This window comes from Enterobacter cloacae complex sp. IR5428, from assembly GCF_049238585.1.
Taxonomy (GTDB): Bacteria; Pseudomonadota; Gammaproteobacteria; order Enterobacterales; family Enterobacteriaceae; genus Enterobacter; species Enterobacter intestinihominis.
The window spans coordinates 129,418-148,281 of record NZ_JBMKHV010000004.1 but is presented as its reverse complement, the minus strand read 5'-3'; the positions used below and the strand labels follow the sequence as shown (position 1 = coordinate 148,281).

Genomic DNA, 18,864 nt, shown 5'->3' with positions numbered 1-18,864 from the left:
AGCGCAGCGCCACCCGGCGGAAAGTCAGCGTTACTGATGGTACCCCGAGAGGAATCGCCCGAAGCGGCTGATGGCCATTTCGAGATCGTCTTCGCGCGGCAGGGTTACAATACGCACGTGATCCGGCCACGGCCAGTTAAACGCCGTCCCCTGAACCAGCAGCACTTTTTCCTGCAACAGGAAGTCGAGCACCATTTTCTGGTCGTCGTGAATATTGAAGCGCTTCGCGTCGATTTTCGGGAACATATACAGCGCGCCGTTAGGCTTCACGCAGGAGACGCCCGGAATATCATTAATTAATTCCCATGCACGGTTGCGCTGTTCATAGAGGCGGCCGCCTGGAACGATAAACTCGCTGATGCTTTGATAGCCCCCGAGTGCTGTCTGGATCGCATGTTGCGCCGGTACGTTGGCGCACAGACGCATGGATGCCAGCATCTCCAGCCCTTCAATGTAGCCTTTCGCATGTTTTTTCGGACCGTTCAGTACCATCCAGCCCTGACGGAAACCGGCAACGCGGTAAGTTTTAGACAGTCCGTTAAAGGTGACCGTCAGCAGATCGGGCGCCAGCGCGGCGATAGAGTGGTGCTGCGCCGCGTCGTACAGGATCTTGTCGTAAATCTCGTCGGCAAAGATGATCAGGTTGTGCAGGCGGGCGATCTCGACGATCTCCATCAGCAGCTCTTTTGAATAGACCGCGCCCGTCGGGTTATTCGGGTTAATGATCACGATTCCCCGGGTGCGCGGTGTTATTTTGGCGCGAATGTCATCCAGATCCGGGAACCAGTCCGACGATTCATCGCAAAGATAGTGCACCGCTTTACCGCTGGAGAGCGATACCGCAGCCGTCCACAGCGGATAGTCTGGAGCGGGAACCAGCATTTCATCGCCGCTGTTCAGGAGCGCCTGCATCGCCTGAACGATCAGCTCCGAGACACCGTTGCCAATGTAGATATCTTCAACGGTGACGTCGCGCATACCGCGAGCCTGGTAGTGCTGCATAATGGCTTTACGGGCGGAGTAGAGCCCTTTTGAATCGCAGTAGCCTTGTGCAGTGGGCAGGTTACGGATCACATCCACCAGGATCTCATCCGGCGCTTCAAAACCAAATGGCGCGGGGTTGCCGATGTTGAGTTTCAGAACCTTATTGCCTTCCTCTTCAAGGCGTTTTGCCTCTTTGAGTACCGGGCCACGGATGTCGTAACAGACGTTGTCGAGCTTGCTGGATTTTTCGATAGGGGACATGAACCTTTAACCTTTTCGCTATTATTGCAACTTCCTGCCGTGGAAGCAGCACGGAACAATGTACTCCCACCGCGCTTCGTTTTGAAGGGCGCACAGAAGAAGATTTTGTCCAACCAGGCAGCACTGCTGTGATTGCTTAATCTAATGATGGAGTGATTTTGCGCCTGAAATTACCGTGAAAACGCTTAATGTTGGGTTTTTTATGCTGAAAGTTCCACATAAATATTAATATTATTCTGATTTAATTAAAAAGACGATCCGGGCTGAAGCGTTAGTCCCCCTGAGTGACCATTCGTAAAACCTGAATGCTGAGATACAGTTTGCTCTATTAGCAAAGCCAGGTTAAAAGTTACTCATGTGAAATTAATGTTAAGTGTTATTAATGAATGGCCTGAATCTAAATTAAACTTTATTTATTATTAACGACGAAAATGCAACTTTCGTTAATTTTAATAAAAAGAGTGTAGTTGCTTATCATTGGCGTTAAATCCGTTATATTGCAATAAGACTTATAAATATAGTGGATTTGGGTTAAGATGTGTTTTGGGAATGCAGCGTAGCGATAGGCCTGTTACGTATATCAGCTTCTGCCTTCCTGTATTAATCGATTGTTATTGTTAAAGTAATCTCTGGCTGATTGGGTAAGTCACATCTTGCTACGCTGGCAACGCTGCGATATAGATGGCAGAAAACATGTCTTACTCTTAATGGAATTTACATCTACCTTCAGATAACGAAATATCCTGAACGCAAGAGAATAAAAATAACGTCATGAAACGTGATTTCTGACTGTTGATATACCAAAGTACAATAACTATCTGTCAGGCAGTCTGCCGGGCCGGGACGCGAGGGAAACTCTTCAGAAGGAATTGCTTAACTGTTACACACAGCTTCAACCCGGGCAGCTCCGCACGAGCAACCTGAAAGTGAAAAGATATGATAAATGCAAATCGTCCGATAATGAATCTCGACCTCGATCTGCTGAGAACGTTTGTTGCGGTCGCCGATCTCAACACTTTTGCAGCAGCTGCTGCCGCCGTTTGCCGTACCCAGTCCGCCGTGAGTCAGCAAATGCAGCGGCTGGAACAACTGGTTGGTAAAGAGCTTTTTGCGCGTCATGGACGTAATAAGCTTTTAACAGAACATGGTATTCAGCTTCTGGGTTATGCCAGAAAGATACTGCGCTTTAATGATGAAGCCTGTATGTCATTAATGTTTAGCAACCTTCAGGGAGTGTTAACATTAGGGGCGTCAGATGAATCAGCAGATACCATTTTGCCCTTCCTTCTCAACCGAATTAGCTCGGTTTATCCGAAGCTTGCCCTGGACGTTAGCGTTAAACGCAATGCCTTCATGGTTGAGATGCTGAAAGAAAACGAGGTTGACCTGGTGGTCACCACGCATCGACCTGGCCAGTATGACTGCCTGACGCTGCGTACTTCTCCTACGCACTGGTACTGTGCCGCGGAGTACGTATTGCAAAAAGGTGAGCCAATACCCCTGGTCCTGCTGGACGATCCTAGTCCGTTCCGCGATATGGTGCTGACTGCGCTCAACGAAGCCAGTATTCCGTGGCGCCTGGCGTACGTTGCGTCAACGTTGCCTGCGGTACGAGCGGCAGTGAAGGCCGGACTTGGCGTAACAGCCCGTCCGGTGGAGATGATGAGCCCCGATCTGCGTGTGCTGGGTCAATCTGAGGGACTCCCGTCGTTGCCGGATACGGAGTACCTGCTGTGCCATAATGCCGCCAGCAACAACGAGCTAGCGAAAGTGGTATTCGAGGCAATGGAAAACTACCACAATCCATGGCAGTACGCGCCTGTTACTCCGGAAGGAGGGGATGACTCCCTGATTGTGGAAAGGGATTTTGAGTGATCATTCCCCCAAAATTCTCGTAACAAAATGTAAGTGCAAAAAAGAGCCACTCGCATGATTTTTTCCTGCGAGTGGTTTTTTTTGCTATTCATAACCGCGAACGGAGCAGGGTTAAAGCAAATACCGCTTATTTATCAATGCAGAAAATGCTTTTGGTTAAGTTATAAACGATACCTCTTCTAACTTGCCTAATACCCCGCCGATGTTAAAAAAACAGGAAATATGTTGCTGTTTTTTTGATTGAATTAACAAAAGCGTGTCTCAGATCAAGAAAATACTCCCATTTGGGGGGAGGAATCGTTGGCAAATCCTGTCAAAATAGGAGGGTTATTTTTTTTACTTCCAAAACGGACACGATTCAACAAGATGCATTTGACGTAAAGTCATGTACCCACCAGGGTTAAAGGGCACCAAATGTTAATGAGAATCGCACGTTGTAATTTAATGTGAAGAAACCTTTGTTAAAGTTGACAAAAGGTTATAGAAAGGAGTAAAAAACCCCATCATTTTGCTGTCTATGTCTCATTTCTGACAGTTAGTGTAAGGTTATTTTGTTCCTCCCCATGAATCGATGTGATGCCCATCTGCCAGCAAGAGCAGTGTCGTCGGTATCACTTTTGATGAGTAAGCAATGAGTATGTCAACATCCACAGAAGTCATCGCTCATCACTGGGCATTCGCAATCTTTCTTATTGTAGCCATTGGCCTGTGCTGCCTGATGTTAGTCGGCGGCTGGTTCCTGGGCGGTCGCGCCCGCGCAAGGCACAAAAACACACCTTTCGAATCAGGTATTGATTCAGTAGGTACCGCTCGCTTACGCCTGTCTGCCAAGTTCTACCTGGTAGCCATGTTCTTCGTCATTTTCGACGTGGAAGCGCTTTACCTCTTCGCGTGGTCTACCTCCATTCGCGAAAGTGGTTGGGTGGGCTTTGTCGAGGCCGCAATTTTCATTTTAGTGTTACTGGCCGGTCTGGTTTATCTGGTGCGTATTGGCGCGCTGGACTGGACACCTGTGCGTTCACGCCGTGAACACATCAACCCGGAAAACAGTATCTCTAATCGTCAGCAGTAACAGCGAGGCAATAAGATGGATTATACGCTCACCCGCATAGATCCTAACGGTGAGAATGACCGTTACCCCCTGCAAAAACAGGAGATCGTAACCGACCCCCTGGAGCAAGAAGTCAACAAAAGCGTGTACATGGGCAAGCTCGAACATGCCATGCACGATATGGTCAACTGGGGTCGTAAGAACTCCATCTGGCCATACAACTTTGGCCTTTCTTGCTGCTACGTTGAAATGGTGACGTCATTCACTGCGGTGCATGACGTTGCGCGTTTTGGGGCCGAGGTACTGCGTGCTTCTCCACGTCAGGCTGACCTGATGGTGGTGGCCGGGACCTGCTTTACCAAGATGGCACCGGTTATTCAGCGTCTTTATGACCAGATGCTGGAGCCAAAATGGGTAATCTCCATGGGCGCATGTGCAAACTCCGGCGGTATGTACGACATTTATTCCGTTGTGCAGGGCGTTGATAAGTTCATTCCGGTGGATGTGTACATCCCGGGCTGCCCGCCGCGTCCAGAGGCCTATATGCAGGCGCTGATGCTGCTGCAGGAGTCAATCGGTAAAGAACGCCGTCCGCTCTCCTGGGTTGTTGGCGATCAAGGTGTCTATCGCGCGAACATGCAGTCTGAGCGCGAGCGTAAACGTGGTGAACGTATTGCCGTCACCAACCTGCGTACGCCTGACGAAATTTAATTTGCGCCTGTGGGCCTGGAGAACACCTTCGCATATCACTACTCAAATAGCGCGAAGCCAGGCTTAACAGTCACCACGGACCATTTGCAATGGTGAACAATATGACCGACTTAACCGCGCAAGAAGCCGCCTGGCAGACCCGGGATCATCTCGATGACCCCGTCATTGGCGAACTGCGCAACCGTTTTGGGCCGGATGCCTTTACTGTTCAGGCCACCCGCACCGGGGTACCCGTTGTTTGGGTGAAGCGTGAGCAATTACTGGAAGTTGTCGATTTCCTCAAGAAATTGCCAAAACCTTACGTCATGCTGTTTGACTTACACGGCATGGACGAACGTCTGAGAACGCACCGCCAGGGTCTCCCTGCTGCGGATTTTTCCGTTTTCTACCACCTGATCTCAATAGACCGCAACACGGATATCATGCTCAAGGTGGCATTGTCTGAAAACGACATGCATCTGCCGACGATCACCAAACTTTTCCCGAACGCTAACTGGTACGAGCGTGAAACCTGGGAAATGTTCGGCATGACCTTCGACGGCCACCCGCATCTGACGCGCATCATGATGCCGCAGACCTGGACCGGCCACCCGCTGCGTAAAGACTACCCGGCACGCGCCACCGAATTCGACCCGTTTGAGCTGACCAAAGCCAAGCAGGATCTGGAGATGGAAGCGCTGACCTTCAAGCCGGAAGACTGGGGCATGAAGCGCGGCACCGAAAACGAGGACTTCATGTTCCTTAACCTCGGTCCAAACCACCCGTCTGCGCACGGTGCATTCCGTATTATTCTTCAGCTTGACGGCGAAGAGATTGTCGACTGCGTGCCTGACATCGGCTACCACCACCGTGGTGCTGAGAAGATGGGCGAGCGTCAGTCCTGGCACAGCTACATTCCGTATACCGACCGTATCGAATACCTCGGCGGCTGCGTAAACGAGATGCCATACGTGCTGGCTGTTGAGAAACTGGCAGGCATCACCGTCCCGGATCGCGTTAATGTGATTCGCGTGATGCTGTCTGAACTGTTCCGTATTAACAGCCACCTGCTGTACATCTCCACGTTCATTCAGGACGTCGGCGCGATGACGCCGGTCTTCTTCGCCTTTACCGACCGTCAGAAAATCTACGATCTGGTGGAAGCGATTACCGGTTTCCGTATGCACCCGGCCTGGTTCCGCATCGGCGGCGTGGCGCACGATCTGCCGCGCGGCTGGGACCGCCTGCTGCGTGAATTCCTCGACTGGATGCCGAAACGTCTGGCGTCTTACGAGAAAGCCGCGCTGCGTAACTCCATCCTGAAAGGCCGCTCCCAGGGCGTTGCCGCCTACGGCGCGAAAGAGGCGCTGGAGTGGGGAACCACAGGTGCTGGCCTGCGTGCGACCGGTATTGATTTCGACGTGCGTAAAGCCCGTCCTTACTCTGGCTACGAGAACTTCGACTTTGAAGTCCCGGTTGGCGGCGGCGTTTCCGACTGCTACACCCGCGTGATGCTGAAAGTGGAAGAGCTGCGCCAGAGCCTGCGCATCCTTGAGCAGTGCCTCAACAACATGCCGGAAGGCCCGTTCAAGGCGGATCACCCGCTGACGACGCCGCCACCGAAAGAGCGCACGCTGCAACATATCGAAACCCTGATCACCCACTTCTTGCAGGTTTCCTGGGGCCCGGTCATGCCGGCACAAGAATCCTTCCAGATGATTGAAGCGACCAAGGGTATCAACAGCTACTACCTCACCAGCGACGGCAGCACCATGAGCTACCGTACCCGCGTGCGTACGCCAAGCTTTGCGCACCTGCAGCAGATCCCGGCCGCCATTCGCGGCAGTCTGGTCTCCGACCTGATTGTGTATCTGGGTAGTATCGATTTTGTTATGTCAGATGTGGACCGCTAATTATGCACGAGAATCAACAACCACAAACCGAGGCTTTTGAGCTGAGTGAAGCAGAGCGTGCCGCCATTGAGCACGAGATGCACCACTACGAAGACCCGCGTGCGGCGTCCATTGAAGCGCTGAAAATCGTACAGAAACAGCGTGGTTGGGTGCCGGATGGGGCGATCTATGAGATCGCAAAAGTGCTGGGCATTCCGGCGAGTGACGTAGAAGGCGTAGCCACGTTCTACAGCCAGATCTTCCGTCAGCCGGTCGGCCGCCATGTGATCCGCTACTGTGACAGCGTTGTCTGCCACATTACCGGTTATCAGGGCATTCAGGCTGCGATTGAGAAGAAACTTAATATTAAGCCGGGCCAGACCACGTTCGACGGACGCTTTACCCTGCTGCCAACCTGCTGCCTGGGTAACTGCGACAAGGGACCGACCATGATGATTGATGAGGACACTCACAGCCATCTGACGCCGGAAGCGATTCCTGACCTGCTGGAGCAGTACAAATGAAAACTGTAATTCGTACTGCTGAGACGCATCCGCTGACCTGGCGTCTGCGCGATGACAAACAGCCGGTCTGGCTCGACGAATATCAGAGCAAAAACGGCTATGCCGGTGCGCGTAAAGCCCTCGGCGGCATGGCGCCAGACGACATCGTTAATGCGGTAAAAGATTCTGGCCTGAAAGGGCGCGGCGGTGCGGGCTTCTCCACCGGTCTGAAGTGGAGCCTGATGCCGAAAGATGAATCCATGAACATCCGTTACCTGCTGTGTAACGCCGATGAAATGGAGCCGGGTACCTATAAAGACCGCCTGCTGATGGAACAGCTGCCGCACCTGCTGGTGGAAGGCATGCTGATCTCCGCGTTCGCGCTGAAAGCGTACCGTGGCTACATCTTCCTGCGCGGCGAATACATCGAAGCGGCTGAAAACCTGCGTCGCGCGATTGCCGAAGCCACTGAAGCCGGACTGCTGGGTAAAAACATCCTGGGCACCGGGTTTGACTTCGAGCTGTTCGTGCACACCGGTGCCGGGCGTTATATCTGCGGTGAAGAAACCGCGCTGATTAACTCCCTGGAAGGCCGCCGCGCGAACCCGCGCTCCAAGCCACCGTTCCCGGCAAGCTCCGGCGTATGGGGTAAACCGACCTGTGTAAACAACGTCGAAACCCTGTGTAACGTTCCGGCTATCCTTGCGAACGGCGTGGAGTGGTATCAGGGCATCTCATCAAGTAAAGATGCCGGTACCAAGCTGATGGGCTTCTCCGGTCGCGTGAAGAATCCTGGCGTCTGGGAGCTGCCGTTCGGCACCACCGCACGTGAAATTCTTGAAGACTACGCCGGCGGCATGCGCGATGGCCTGAAATTCAAAGCCTGGCAGCCGGGTGGGGCAGGGACAGACTTCTTAACCGAAGCCCACCTTGACCTGCCAATGGAGTTCGAAAGCATTGGTAAAGCAGGCAGCCGTCTGGGTACCGCGCTGGCGATGGCCGTCGACCACGAGATCGGCATGGTATCCCTGGTGCGTAACCTGGAAGAGTTCTTCGCCCGCGAGTCCTGCGGCTGGTGTACACCATGCCGTGACGGTCTGCCGTGGAGCGTGAAGATCCTGCGCGCTATCGAACGTGGCGAAGGCCAGCCTGGCGATATCGAGACACTTGAGCAACTGTGTCGATTCTTAGGGCCAGGTAAAACCTTCTGTGCTCACGCACCGGGTGCCGTCGAGCCGCTGCAGAGCGCGATTAAATATTTCCGCGACGAATTCGAAGCAGGCATCAAGCAGCCGTTCAGCAATACCCATTCTATCAATGGTATTCAGCCGAACCTGCTGAAAGCACGCTGGTAAAAACAGAATTTTGATTAACGCTCGGTTTCGGCCGAGCCAACTGGAAGCATGCTAATGGCTACGATTCATGTAGACGGCAAAGAATACGAAGTCAACGGGGCGGACAACCTGCTGGAAGCTTGTCTGTCTCTTGGCCTCGATATTCCGTACTTTTGCTGGCATCCGGCGCTGGGCAGCGTCGGTGCTTGCCGCCAGTGTGCGGTGAAGCAATATCAAAACGCGGAAGACACGCGTGGTCGACTGGTGATGTCCTGTATGACGCCAGCCACCGAAGGCACTTTTATTTCGATTGATGACGAAGAAGCCAAACAGTTCCGCGAAAGCGTAGTGGAGTGGTTGATGACCAACCACCCACACGACTGTCCGGTGTGTGAGGAGGGAGGTAACTGCCACCTTCAGGATATGACCGTCATGACCGGTCACAGCTTCCGTCGCTATCGCTTTACCAAGCGTACCCACCGAAATCAGGATCTGGGGCCGTTCATCTCTCACGAAATGAACCGCTGCATCGCCTGCTACCGCTGCGTGCGTTACTACAAAGATTATGCAGACGGTCAGGATCTGGGCGTGTATGGCGCGCATGACAACGTTTACTTCGGTCGTCCGGAAGACGGTACGCTTGAAAGCGAATTCTCCGGTAACCTGGTAGAAATCTGCCCGACCGGCGTGTTCACGGATAAAACCCACTCCGAGCGTTACAACCGTAAATGGGACATGCAGTTTGCGCCAAGCATCTGCCAGCAGTGCTCCCTCGGCTGTAACACCAGCCCGGGTGAACGTTACGGTGAACTGCGACGTATCGAAAACCGTTACAACGGTACCGTTAACCACTACTTCCTCTGCGATCGCGGTCGTTTTGGCTATGGCTATGTGAACCTGAAAGACCGTCCGCGTCAGCCGGTTCAGCGCCGTGGCGACGACGTCATTACCCTCAACGCTGAACAGGCGATGCAGGGCGCGGCAGATATTCTGCGCCAGTCGAAGAAAGTGATCGGCATCGGCTCCCCGCGCGCCAGCATCGAAAGCAACTTCGCGCTGCGCGAGCTGGTTGGGGCGGAAAACTTCTATACCGGTATCGCCCATGGCGAGCAGGAACGTCTGCAACTGGTGCTGAAAGTACTGCGTGAAGGCGGTGTACACACGCCTGCGCTGCGCGAAATCGAATCCTATGATGCGGTTCTGGTGCTCGGGGAAGACCTGACGCAGACCGGCGCACGCGCGGCTCTGGCGGTTCGTCAGGCGGTGAAGGGTAAAGCACGTGAAATGGCAGCGGCGCAGAAAGTGGCTGACTGGCAGATTGCGGCGATCCTCAACATCGGCCAGCGCGCGAAGCATCCTCTGTTTGTGACTAACGTCGACAACACCCGTCTGGACGATATCGCCGCGTGGACCTACTGCGCACCGGTTGAAGATCAGGCGCGCCTCGGCTTTGCCATTGCCCACGCGCTGGACAGCAACTCGCCGGCCGTTGAACTGGATCGCGACCTGCAGAACAAGGTCGACGTGATTGTTCAGGCGCTGGCGGGGGCGAAGAAACCACTGATCATTTCCGGTACCAACGCCGGTAGCGCTGAAATCATTCAGGCCGCAGCGAACGTTGCCAAAGCCCTGAAGGGCCGTGGCGCTGACGTCGGTGTGACCATGATTGCCCGTGCGGTGAACAGCATCGGACTGGGCATGATTGGCGGCGGCTCGCTGGAAGAAGCGTTAAGCGAACTGGAATCCGGTTCTGCTGATGCGGTGGTAGTGCTGGAAAATGACCTGCATCGCCACGCTTCCGCCGCTCGCGTTGACGCCGCGCTCTCCAAAGCACCGCTGGTGATGGTTATCGACCATCAGCGCACCGCGATCATGGACAAAGCACACCTGGTGCTCTCTGCTGCAAGCTTCGCAGAAAGCGACGGGACGGTGATCAACAACGAAGGCCGCGCACAGCGCTTCTTCCAGGTTTATGACCCGGCCTACTACGACAGCAACACCGTGATGCTGGAAAGCTGGCGCTGGCTGCACTCTCTGCACAGCACCGTGCAGAGTCGTGAAGTGGACTGGACGCAGCTCGACCACGTAATCGACGCGGTTGTTGAGAAACTGCCTCAGCTGGCGGGCATTAAAGACGCCGCGCCTGACGCAAGCTTCCGTATTCGCGGCCAGAAACTGGCGCGTGAGCCGCACCGCTACAGCGGTCGTACTGCGATGCGTGCCAACATCAGCGTGCACGAACCGCGTCAGCCGCAGGATAAAGACACCATGTTCGCCTTCTCGATGGAAGGGAACAACCAGCCGTCTGCGCCGCGTTCGCAAATCCCGTTTGCATGGGCACCGGGCTGGAACTCCCCACAGGCATGGAACAAATTCCAGGCTGAAGTGGGTGGTCATCTGCGCCACGGCGATCCGGGCGTGCGTCTGATTGAAGCCTCCGAAACCGGTCTGGACTTCTTCTCTACCGTTCCGGAACGTTTCCAGGCTCAGGAAGGCCACTGGCGTATTGCGCCGTACTACCATCTGTTCGGTAGCGACGAAATGTCCCAGCGTTCTCCGGTATTCCAGCAGCGTATGCCGCAGCCGTACATCAAGCTCAACCCGGCGGATGCCGCGAAGCTTGGCGTTAACGCGGGTGCGAACATTGCCTTTAGCTACGACGGCCAGACAATCAGCCTGCCGCTGATTATTTCTGAAAGCCTGTCAGCAGGGCAGGTGGGTCTGCCGATGGGTATGCCTGGCATCGCGCCGGTCCTGGCGGGTGCGCATCTTGATAACCTTCAGGAGGCAAAAGCATGAGTTGGTTAACGCCGGATCTTATCGACATCCTGCTGAGCATTCTGAAAGCGGTCGTCATTCTGCTGGTGGTCGTCACCTGCGGCGCGTTCATGAGCTTTGGTGAACGTCGTCTGCTCGGTCTGTTCCAGAACCGTTACGGACCGAACCGCGTGGGCTGGGGTGGTTCACTCCAGCTGGTGGCGGACATGATCAAGATGTTCTTTAAAGAGGACTGGGTTCCGCGCTTCTCGGACCGCGTGATCTTTACGCTGGCGCCGATGATCGCCTTTACCTCGTTGCTGCTGGCGTTTGCTATCGTTCCCGTCAGCCCGACCTGGGTGGTGGCTGACCTGAACATCGGCATTCTGTTCTTCCTGATGATGGCAGGCCTCGCGGTGTACGCGGTGCTGTTCGCAGGCTGGTCCAGTAACAACAAATACTCGCTGCTGGGTGCGATGCGTGCTTCCGCGCAGACGCTGAGCTACGAAGTGTTCCTGGGACTCTCCCTGATGGGCGTGGTGGCGCAGGCCGGTTCATTCAACATGACCGACATCGTCAACAACCAGGCCGACATCTGGAACGTTATCCCGCAGTTCTTTGGTTTTGTGACCTTTGCTATCGCGGGCGTGGCGGTGTGTCACCGTCACCCGTTTGACCAGCCAGAAGCCGAACAGGAACTGGCCGACGGTTACCACATTGAATATTCCGGTATGAAATTCGGTCTGTTCTTCGTGGGCGAGTACATCGGTATCGTCACCATTTCCGCGTTGATGGTAACGCTGTTCTTTGGTGGCTGGCATGGCCCGTTCTTACCGCCGTTCATCTGGTTCGCGCTGAAAACCGCGTTCTTCATGATGATGTTCATTTTGATTCGTGCGTCCTTACCGCGTCCGCGTTATGACCAGGTAATGTCCTTCGGCTGGAAAGTGTGCCTGCCGCTGACGCTCGTCAACTTGTTGGTAACGGCGGCTGTCATTCTCTGGCAGCAGCCATAAGGGGCTTTGAGATCATGACCTTAAAAGAATTACTCGTAGGCTTTGGCACCCAGGTACGCAGTATCTGGATGATCGGCCTGCACGCGTTTGCCAAACGCGAAACCCGGATGTATCCGGAAGAGCCGGTATATCTGCCGCCGCGCTACCGTGGCCGTATCGTGCTGACGCGCGACCCGGACGGCTCCGAGCGCTGCGTAGCCTGTAACCTGTGTGCGGTAGCGTGTCCGGTAGGCTGTATCTCTCTGCAGAAAGCCGAGACGGTAGACGGCCGCTGGTACCCTGAGTTCTTCCGCATCAACTTCTCACGCTGCATTTTCTGCGGTCTGTGTGAAGAAGCGTGCCCAACCACGGCGATTCAGCTGACTCCAGACTTCGAGCTGGGTGAGTACAAGCGTCAGGACCTGGTGTACGAGAAAGAGGATCTGCTGATTTCCGGTCCGGGCAAATACCCGGAATATAACTTCTACCGGATGGCGGGTATGGCAATCGACGGCAAAGATAAGGGCGAAGCAGAGAACGAAGCTAAGCCTATCGACGTCAAGAGCCTGTTACCGTAAGGAGAGGGCAATGGAATTCGCTTTTTATATCTGTGGCCTTATCGCCATCCTGGCTACGCTGCGAGTGATCACGCACACCAATCCGGTGCATGCGTTGCTGTATTTAATCATTTCGCTGCTGGCTATTTCCGGGGTGTTCTTTGCGCTGGGCGCGCATTTTGCCGGTGCGCTGGAAATTATCGTCTACGCGGGTGCCATTATGGTGCTGTTCGTGTTCGTGGTGATGATGCTCAACCTGGGCGGCTCTGAAATTGAGCAGGAACGTCAATGGTTAAAACCGCAGGTGTGGATTGGCCCGGCAATTTTGTCGGCCATCATGCTGGTGGTGATTGTTTACGCTATTCTGGGCGTTAACGACCAGGGCATTGACGGCACGCCAATCAGCGCCAAGGCTGTTGGTATTGCGCTGTTTGGTCCGTACGTTCTGGCGGTTGAACTGGCCTCTATGCTGCTGCTGGCGGGCCTGGTTGTTGCCTTCCACGTCGGTCGCGAAGAACGTGTTGGTGAGGTGCTGAGCAACCGCACTGATGACCGTGCGAAAAGAAAAACGGAGGAGCGCGCATGATCCCCTTAACACATGGACTGATCCTCGCTGCGATTTTGTTCGTTCTGGGCTTAACCGGTCTGGTTATCCGCCGCAATCTGCTGTTTATGCTGATCGGTCTGGAAATCATGATCAACGCTTCCGCGCTGGCCTTTGTGGTCGCCGGTAGCTACTGGGGCCAGGCCGACGGTCAGGTGATGTACATTCTCGCCATCAGCCTCGCGGCTGCCGAAGCGAGTATTGGCCTGGCGCTGTTGCTGCAGCTCCATCGTCGCCGCCAGAACCTGAACATAGATTCAGTAAGTGAGTTGCGTGGATGAACATGCTTGCCTTAACCATTATTTTTCCGCTGATTGGCTTCGTGCTGCTGGCATTTTCTCGCGGCCGCTGGTCTGAGAATCTGTCTGCCACTGTGGGCATTGGCTCAATCGGTCTGGCTGCGCTGGTGACAGCGTATGCGGGTATCGATTTCTTTAACAATGGACGTCAGGCCTACAGCGTGCCGCTGTGGAACTGGATGTCGGTCGGTAACTTCAACATCGGTTTCAACCTGGTGCTGGATGGTCTGTCTCTGACCATGCTCTCCGTGGTCACCGGCGTGGGCTTCCTGATCCACATGTTCGCCTCCTGGTATATGCGCGGTGAAGAGGGATACTCCCGCTTCTTCGCCTACACCAACCTGTTTATCGCCAGCATGGTGGTTCTGGTGCTGGCCGATAACCTGCTGCTGATGTATCTGGGCTGGGAAGGCGTGGGTCTGTGCTCTTACCTGCTGATCGGTTTCTACTACACCGATCCGAAGAATGGCGCAGCGGCCATGAAAGCGTTCGTCGTGACCCGCGTGGGTGACGTCTTCCTCGCTTTCGCGCTGTTCATTCTCTACAACGAACTGGGCACGCTGAACTTCCGCGAAATGGTGGAACTGGCGCCAGCGCACTTCGAAGCAGGCAACAACATGCTGTGGTGGGCAACGCTGATGCTGCTGGGTGGTGCTGTGGGTAAATCCGCACAGCTGCCGTTGCAGACATGGCTTGCCGACGCGATGGCGGGTCCAACCCCTGTCTCCGCGCTGATCCACGCTGCGACCATGGTCACCGCCGGTGTCTACCTGATTGCGCGTACCCATGGCCTGTTCCTGATGACCCCGGAAATTCTGCATCTGGTGGGTATCGTCGGTGCGGTTACGCTGGTGCTGGCAGGCTTTGCCGCACTGGTGCAGACCGACATCAAACGCGTTCTCGCGTACTCCACCATGAGCCAGATTGGTTACATGTTCCTGGCGCTGGGCGTTCAGGCGTGGGACGCAGCCATTTTCCACCTGATGACGCACGCGTTCTTTAAAGCGCTGCTGTTCCTCTCATCCGGTTCGGTGATCCTGGCCTGCCACCACGAGCAGAATATCTTCAAAATGGGCGGACTGCGTAAGTCCATCCCGCTGGTCTATATCTGCTTCCTGGTAGGCGGCGCGGCGCTGGCGGCACTGCCGCTGATTACCGCAGGCTTCTTCAGTAAGGATGAAATCCTGGCGGGCGCCATGGCGAATGGTCATATCAATCTGATGGTTGCGGGTCTGGTCGGTGCGTTTATGACCTCCCTGTACACCTTCCGTATGATTTTCATCGTCTTCCACGGTAAAGAACAAATTCACGCCCACGCAGGGAAGGGGATTACCCACCACCTGCCGCTGATTGTGCTGCTGGTACTCTCCACCTTCGTTGGCGCGATGATTGTGCCACCGTTGCAGGGCGTACTGCCGGCAACAAACGAGCTTGAGCACGGTCGCGTTCTGACGCTTGAAATCACCTCGGGCGTTGTGGCTATCGCGGGCATCCTGATTGCCGCATGGCTGTGGCTGGGCAAACGCACGCTGGTGACTGCCGTTGCCAACAGCGCGCCGGGCCGTCTGCTGGGCACCTGGTGGTACAACGCATGGGGCTTCGACTGGCTGTACGACATGATCTTCGTGAAGCCGTTCCTGGGCATTGCGTGGCTGTTGAAGCGCGATCCGCTGAACAGCCTGATGAATATCCCGGCGATCCTCTCTCGCTTTGCAGGTAAAGGCCTGCTGTACAGCGAGAACGGCTATCTGCGCTGGTATGTGGCATCCATGAGCATCGGTGCGGTTGTCGTGCTGGCGCTGCTGATGGTGTTGCGATAGTGGTTTTTGCCCGGTGGCGCTGCGCTTACCGGGCCTACGAGACCGTAGGTCGGGTAAGCGTGAGCGTCACCCGACACCACAAACCGCACTAACACGTGAATTTTGTCGAATTCGTTGAAAATCGGTCCCTGAGGGACTTTAACAAGGAATAAAAATCGCCATGTTATTACCCTGGCTAATATTAATTCCCTTCATCGGCGGCTTCCTGTGCTGGCAGACTGAACGCTTTGGCGTGAAGATGCCGCGCTGGATCGCGCTGATCACCATGGGATTGACGCTCGCGCTTGGCCTGCAACTGTGGTTGCAGGGTGGCTACTCATTGACCCAGTCTGCGGGCCTTCCGCAGTGGCAGTCTGAGTTCATTCTGCCGTGGATCCCACGTTTCGGTATCACGATCCACCTTGCGATTGACGGTCTGTCGCTGCTGATGGTCGTGCTGACCGGTCTGCTCGGCGTTCTGGCGGTACTCTGCTCCTGGCGAGAAATCGAAAAATACCAGGGCTTCTTCCACCTGAACCTGATGTGGATCCTGGGCGGCGTTATCGGCGTGTTCCTGGCCATCGACATGTTCCTGTTCTTCTTCTTCTGGGAGATGATGCTGGTGCCGATGTACTTCCTGATCGCGCTGTGGGGCCACAAGGCATCCGACGGTAAAACGCGTATCACGGCGGCCACCAAGTTCTTCATCTACACCCAGGCGAGTGGTCTGGTGATGTTGATTGCCATCCTGGCGCTGGTGTTTGTGCATTACAACGCCACCGGCGTCTGGACCTTCAACTATGAAGATCTGCTGAAGACCCCGATGTCCCACGGCGTGGAATACCTGCTGATGCTCGGCTTCTTCATCGCCTTCGCGGTGAAAATGCCGGTGGTTCCGCTGCACGGCTGGCTGCCGGACGCCCACTCTCAGGCGCCAACGGCGGGTTCCGTTGACCTGGCGGGTATCTTGCTGAAAACGGCGGCCTACGGTCTGCTGCGTTTCTCCCTGCCGCTGTTCCCGAACGCCTCCGCAGAGTTTGCGCCGATTGCCATGTGGCTTGGCGTGATCGGTATCTTCTACGGTGCATGGATGGCCTTCACGCAGTACGACATCAAACGTCTGATTGCTTACACCTCCGTTTCCCACATGGGCTTCGTACTGATTGCCATCTACACCGGTAGCCAGCTGGCGTACCAGGGCGCGGTGATCCAGATGATTGCGCACGGTCTGTCCGCAGCCGGTCTCTTCATCCTGTGCGGTCAGCTGTACGAACGTCTGCATACCCGCGACATGCGTATGATGGGCGGCCTGTGGGGCAAAATGAAATGGCTGCCTGCACTCTCCATGTTCTTCGCGGTTGCCACCCTGGGTATGCCAGGTACCGGTAACTTCGTTGGCGAATTTATGATTCTGTTCGGCAGCTTCAAAGTGGTTCCGATGATTACCGTCATCTCCACCTTTGGTCTGGTGTTCGCCTCCGTGTACTCGCTGGCGATGCTGCACCGCGCCTACTTCGGTAAAGCGAAGAGCGAAATTGCTGCTAAAGAACTGCCGGGGATGTCGCTGCGTGAGCTGTCCATCATCCTGCTGCTGGTCGTACTGCTGGTGCTGCTGGGCTTCTATCCGCAGCCGATTCTGGATACCTCGCACTCCGCGATGGGTAACATCCAGCAGTGGTTTGTTAATTCTGCTTCTACTACAAGGCCGTAATTCGCCATGACAATAACTCCACAACAACTGATCGCGCTGCTACCGCTGCTGATCGTCGGATTGACGGTGGTGGTTGTGATGCTCTCCATTGCGTGGCGACGCAATCACTTCCTGAATGCGACCCTGTCCGTTCTGGGTCTGAACGCTGCGTTAGTCTCCCTCTGGTTTGTTGGCCAGGCGGGCGCAATGGACGTCACGCCGCTGATGCGCGTTGACGGCTACGCCATGCTCTACACCGGTCTGGTGCTGCTGGCGAGCCTGGCAACCTGTACCTTTGCGTACCCGTGGCTCGAAGGGTACAACGACAACAAAGAAGAGTTTTACCTGCTGGTACTGATTGCCGCACTGGGCGGCATTCTGCTGGCGAACGCGAACCACATGGCCGCGCTGTTCCTCGGTATTGAGCTGATCTCACTGCCGCTGTTCGGCCTGATTGGTTACGCTTTCCGTCAGAAGCGCTCTCTGGAAGCGGCGATCAAGTACACCATCTTGTCCGCTGCTGCGTCGTCGTTCCTGCTGTTCGGTATCGCGCTGCTGTATGCACAGACGGGTAACCTCTCCTTCCTGGCGCTCGGTAAGAGCCTCGGCGACGGTATGATGCACGAGCCGCTGCTGCTGGCGGGTCTGGGCATGATGATTGTTGGCCTTGGCTTTAAACTCTCTCTGGTGCCGTTCCACCTGTGGACGCCAGACGTTTATCAGGGTGCGCCAGCGCCGGTCTCTACCTTCCTGGCGACGGCGAGTAAAATCGCTATCTTTGGCGTGGTCATGCGTCTGTTCCTGTACGCCCCGGTGGGTGACAGCGAAGCGGTTCGCGTGGTGCTGGGCATTATCGCGTTCGTCTCCATCATCTTCGGTAACCTGATGGCGCTGAGCCAGACCAACATTAAGCGTCTGCTGGGCTACTCCTCAATCTCCCATCTGGGCTACCTGCTGGTGGCGCTGATTGCGCTGCAAAGCGGTGAGATGTCGATGGAAACCGTGGGTGTGTATCTGGCCGGTTACCTGTTCAGCAGCCTCGGCGCGTTCGGCGTGGTGAGCCTGATGTCCAGCCCGTACCGTGGCCCGGATGCAGATTCCCTGTTCTCCTACCGTGGTCTGTTCTGGCACCGTCCGATTCTGTCTGCGGTAATGACCGTGATGATGCTCTCTCTGGCGGGTATCCCGATGACGCTGGGCTTTATCGGTAAGTTCTACGTGCTGGCCGTCGGTGTGCAGGCGGGTCTGTGGTGGCTGACTGCCGGTGTCGTTATCGGCTCCGCGATTGGTCTTTACTACTACCTGCGTGTGGCTGTGAGCCTGTACCTGAGCGCGCCTCAGCAGCTCAACCGTGATGCGCCGTCCAACTGGCAGTACAGCGCCGGGGGGATCGTGGTGCTGATCTCCGCGCTTCTGGTGCTAATCTTCGGTATCTATCCGCAGCCGCTGATTGAGATTGTGCAGCGCGCGATGCCGCTGATGTAAAAGCAAAAAACCCGCCTCGGCGGGTTTTTTATTGCCCAACGGCGCTACGCTTGCAGGGCCTACAGGTCTTGTAGGTCGGGTAAGCGAA

15 protein-coding genes are annotated in these 18,864 nt (G+C 55.3%); 14 read left to right on the top strand and 1 reads right to left on the bottom strand.

What is annotated here, in order from left to right; all coding sequences use genetic code 11:
* Positions 1–30: 30 nt before the first annotated feature.
* Complete coding sequence (gene alaA, locus ACOTXC_RS07185; protein WP_022648831.1) at positions 31–1,245, bottom strand: alanine transaminase AlaA; 1,215 nt, start codon at positions 1,243–1,245, stop codon at positions 31–33.
* 936 nt (positions 1,246–2,181) lie between these two features.
* Here alaA and lrhA point away from each other — a divergent pair.
* The 14 genes from lrhA (at position 2,182) to nuoN (ending at position 18,776) form a co-directional block, all read left to right on the top strand.
* A complete protein-coding gene (lrhA, locus tag ACOTXC_RS07180) occupies positions 2,182–3,120 on the top strand; it encodes a transcriptional regulator LrhA (protein ID WP_032622483.1) in 939 nt (312 codons plus the stop codon).
* A 631-nt stretch (positions 3,121–3,751) separates the two neighbouring features.
* Positions 3,752–4,192 (top strand): NADH-quinone oxidoreductase subunit NuoA, encoded by a 441-nt coding sequence (nuoA, locus tag ACOTXC_RS07175; protein ID WP_003861475.1) that lies wholly within the window; start codon positions 3,752–3,754, stop codon positions 4,190–4,192.
* A gap of 15 nt (positions 4,193–4,207) precedes the next feature.
* Positions 4,208–4,882, top strand: coding sequence for an NADH-quinone oxidoreductase subunit NuoB (gene nuoB, locus ACOTXC_RS07170; protein WP_003861482.1), 675 nt, complete (start codon positions 4,208–4,210; stop codon positions 4,880–4,882).
* A gap of 89 nt (positions 4,883–4,971) precedes the next feature.
* Positions 4,972–6,774, top strand: coding sequence for an NADH-quinone oxidoreductase subunit C/D (gene nuoC / locus ACOTXC_RS07165; RefSeq protein WP_003861484.1), 1,803 nt, complete (start codon positions 4,972–4,974; stop codon positions 6,772–6,774).
* A 2-nt stretch (positions 6,775–6,776) separates the two neighbouring features.
* Positions 6,777–7,277: an NADH-quinone oxidoreductase subunit NuoE gene (nuoE, locus tag ACOTXC_RS07160; protein WP_006176513.1), complete on the top strand. Its 501-nt coding sequence runs from the start codon at positions 6,777–6,779 to the stop codon at positions 7,275–7,277.
* A complete protein-coding gene (nuoF, locus tag ACOTXC_RS07155; RefSeq protein WP_006811381.1) occupies positions 7,274–8,611 on the top strand; it encodes an NADH-quinone oxidoreductase subunit NuoF in 1,338 nt (445 codons plus the stop codon). Before nuoE ends, nuoF begins: the two co-directional genes overlap by 4 nt.
* Positions 8,612–8,665: 54 nt before the next feature.
* Positions 8,666–11,389 carry an NADH-quinone oxidoreductase subunit NuoG gene (gene nuoG, locus ACOTXC_RS07150; RefSeq protein WP_058677681.1) on the top strand — a complete coding sequence of 908 codons (2,724 nt, stop codon included), beginning with the start codon at positions 8,666–8,668 and terminating at the stop codon, positions 11,387–11,389.
* Complete coding sequence (gene nuoH / locus ACOTXC_RS07145) at positions 11,386–12,363, top strand: NADH-quinone oxidoreductase subunit NuoH (RefSeq protein ID WP_022648828.1); 978 nt, start codon at positions 11,386–11,388, stop codon at positions 12,361–12,363. Before nuoG ends, nuoH begins: the two co-directional genes overlap by 4 nt.
* A 14-nt stretch (positions 12,364–12,377) precedes the next feature.
* Entirely contained in the window at positions 12,378–12,920 is a 543-nt protein-coding gene (gene nuoI / locus ACOTXC_RS07140; RefSeq protein ID WP_003861491.1) for an NADH-quinone oxidoreductase subunit NuoI, read from the top strand.
* Positions 12,921–12,930: 10 nt separating this feature from the next.
* The gene (gene nuoJ, locus ACOTXC_RS07135) at positions 12,931–13,485 is read left to right on the top strand and encodes an NADH-quinone oxidoreductase subunit J (RefSeq protein ID WP_006176507.1); all 555 of its coding nucleotides are present in this window, start codon (positions 12,931–12,933) and stop codon (positions 13,483–13,485) included.
* A complete protein-coding gene (gene nuoK / locus ACOTXC_RS07130; protein ID WP_006176506.1) occupies positions 13,482–13,784 on the top strand; it encodes an NADH-quinone oxidoreductase subunit NuoK in 303 nt (100 codons plus the stop codon). Before nuoJ ends, nuoK begins: the two co-directional genes overlap by 4 nt.
* Positions 13,781–15,622, top strand: a complete 1,842-nt coding sequence (nuoL, locus tag ACOTXC_RS07125; RefSeq protein WP_280005361.1) for an NADH-quinone oxidoreductase subunit L — start codon at positions 13,781–13,783, stop codon at positions 15,620–15,622. The genes nuoK and nuoL overlap by 4 nt, the downstream gene beginning before the upstream one ends.
* Positions 15,623–15,782: 160 nt before the next feature.
* Positions 15,783–17,312: an NADH-quinone oxidoreductase subunit M gene (gene nuoM / locus ACOTXC_RS07120; RefSeq protein WP_023300624.1), complete on the top strand. Its 1,530-nt coding sequence runs from the start codon at positions 15,783–15,785 to the stop codon at positions 17,310–17,312.
* 6 nt (positions 17,313–17,318) lie between these two features.
* Positions 17,319–18,776: an NADH-quinone oxidoreductase subunit NuoN gene (gene nuoN / locus ACOTXC_RS07115; protein ID WP_022648825.1), complete on the top strand. Its 1,458-nt coding sequence runs from the start codon at positions 17,319–17,321 to the stop codon at positions 18,774–18,776.
* The last annotated feature ends 88 nt before the right edge of the window (positions 18,777–18,864 follow it).